This window comes from Steroidobacter sp. (assembly GCF_016790065.1).
GTDB lineage: Bacteria > Pseudomonadota > Gammaproteobacteria > Steroidobacterales > Steroidobacteraceae > Steroidobacter.
In genome coordinates this window covers 1-2,262 of the sequence record NZ_JAEUPY010000899.1, presented here as the reverse complement: position 1 = coordinate 2,262, position 2,262 = coordinate 1, and the positions used below count along the sequence as shown (strand labels likewise).

Below are 2,262 nucleotides of genomic sequence, written 5' to 3'. Positions count from 1 at the left end.
GATTTGTTGTCCGACTGCCAAGAAAGACGGCCGGACAACGCGAGGCGGAAATGTTACTTGCGAGATTCGATCACCACGCCATCGCTGGTGGTGCGGATCTCGACCGGGAACGAGCGCTCGATCGCGATCAACCATTCATCGAGCCGGCTCGGTTGGAAGGTTCCCGTGTAGGTGTGCCGATGCAGATCGACGTCGCGCACTTCGATGTGACGCGGCGAGTAGCGATTGATGTTGGCGACCACGGTGTCGAGCGGATCATCCGCGAACTCGAGTTGCTGCTCGCGCCAGGCCAACGCGCGCTGCGCATCTTGGCCTCGCGTGACGACACTCAGTCGATTGGACGCAGGATCGTAGGTCGCCTGTTGTCCGGCCACGATCATCGCGCGACGATCTTCCGAAACGACGCCATCGAGTAGCAGCACGCTGCCATCGGAGCGCGCGACCTGCACTTTGCCTTCAGTGACAGTGACGGTCACTCGCTCACCCGTCTTGCGCACGTTGAACGCCGTGCCGACGGCTCGAATCGAGATCGAGCCCGACTGCACGATGAAGGCTCGATCGCCCTGCTCGTGCTGGACTTCGAAGAACGCCTCGCCCTCTTTCAAGCGAATATCTCGGGACGCGTCGCTATACACCGCCTCGATCGAAGTCGCGCCACCCAGGGACACCTTCGAGCCATCAGGCAGCGGCGCCTGCCCGATCCCGGCCACAGGGGTGGAGAAAGCCATGGTCGCTGCAGGCGATTCAGGATGCATTCGCCACATCGCGAGCCCTGCCACGCTCAACAGCACCAGCGCGGCCGCCTGCCACTTCATTTGCGAAATCCGACGACGCGTCTTCGATTGCTGTTTGCCAGTGGCGCGCAGGCGCTGGGTCAGTTCCTGAATGCGCTGATAGGCATCGCGATTCTCCGGTTCCGCCTCGATCCATTCCAGCCACGCGGAGACGTCCTCCGGCGAGACGTCCGGCTCTTGCAAGAGCGCCCACCACTGCCCGGCCGCTTCCAGGCGCTCTGGGGCCAATGGCTGCAGAGTTACTCCATTCATGACGATGTTCCCTCTTCATCGAGGCGGGCCCGGCAATGAGCCAAAGCGCGAGCAAGGTAGTAGCGCACCATCCGATCCGTCAGTCCCCATTCCGCGGCGATGGTCGCCACGCTCTCTCCGGTCAGAAAATGTCGGGTCAACGCTTCTCGCATTTTTTCCGGCAACTCGGCCAGCGCATGTTTCAAATTAGCCTGCTCGGCTGCGTCCAGCGCCTCTTGCTCCGGCGAGCGCCGCTGAAACCATTCGGCGAACAACTCACGCGTAGGCGCCTTCGCACGCACGGTACGATGGCGTAGCCGATCCATGGCGAGGTTGGCGGCGATTCGGAACAAGTACGCCCGATGAAAACCAATGGCGTCCGGGCGCTCGAGCTGCAACAAGCGCACATACGCTTCTTGAGCGACGTCTCGCGCCTCGGCCTCTGAGTCGAGCCGCGTCACCAGAAAGGTGATCAGCGCCCGGTTATGGTCGCGAAACAGCTGCTCGATCAGGCGCGCACGGTCCTCGCCCACCCCTGTTTGGGGCGCGCTGTCGTGGTCGTGCAAATCGGCTGTCGGATCCGACGAGTTCGGCATCGGTCTGGTATTTGCCCTGTGGTACCAAGATAGACGGGCGAAATGACCCTTTCGGAAATTACCAGCCAATTTTAGTACCGACGCTGGCAGGAGGCTCCTAATTTTAGGTAGCACTCCGCAGTGAACCCCTCTAGCGGCTAACGCATGATCGCCGCCTGCTGACGATGCATCGAACTGATCGTCGCAGTGCATCCCACAAGCAAGAGCTGCCCTAACCCGCCGCTGACGCTGATTCAGACCCCGTTCCTAGGATCGCTTGCCCAACTGCGTGCCGTGACGCTCGTCGCGCGCGCCGGTCTACTTTGGAGTGTGCGCATATGGTCTTTGCACGCATATCTGAATTCTTGCGTTTGTTGCTGCTCGTCGTACTCGTTGCGCCGTTGAGCGCGTTGGCGCAAGACCCCGGTAGCACACTTCGCGACGCACAGAATACTCAACCTCCGGTCGCGGCCAAGCGCACACCGCCGCTGACATTGGAAGAAATGTCGCGGCCGGAGCTGGAGGAAATCGCCGGCCCGGAGTTCACGCTGAAACAAATTCGGATCACCGGCGCAACCGTCTTTACCGAGACCAAGCTGGCACCCGTGATCGATGAGTACATAGGGCGCGAGGTAGGCCAGAAGGACCAGTCGCGCGCCCCC

Annotated in this window: 3 protein-coding genes; 1 reads left to right on the top strand and 2 read right to left on the bottom strand. The window is 61.5% G+C overall.

Annotated elements, in window-relative coordinates; all coding sequences use genetic code 11:
- Positions 1-53: 53 nt before the first annotated feature.
- Complete coding sequence (locus JNL55_RS36010) at positions 54-1,046, bottom strand: FecR family protein (protein WP_293866492.1); 993 nt, start codon at positions 1,044-1,046, stop codon at positions 54-56.
- Entirely contained in the window at positions 1,043-1,621 is a 579-nt protein-coding gene (locus JNL55_RS36005; protein ID WP_293866489.1) for an RNA polymerase sigma factor, read from the bottom strand. Before JNL55_RS36005 ends, JNL55_RS36010 begins: the two co-directional genes overlap by 4 nt.
- Before the next feature lie 317 nt (positions 1,622-1,938).
- On the opposite strand from JNL55_RS36005, the gene JNL55_RS36000 reads away from it, so the two are divergent.
- A partial coding sequence (locus JNL55_RS36000; protein WP_293866486.1) for a POTRA domain-containing protein occupies positions 1,939-2,262 on the top strand: 324 nt, incomplete at its 3' end.

Coding starts and splice junctions, on each gene's coding strand:
- JNL55_RS36010 (WP_293866492.1), bottom strand. CDS start 1,046: ATGAATGGAGTAACTCTGCAGCCATTGGCCCCAGAGCGCCTGGAAGCG.
- JNL55_RS36005 (WP_293866489.1), bottom strand. CDS start 1,621: ATGCCGAACTCGTCGGATCCGACAGCCGATTTGCACGACCACGACAGC.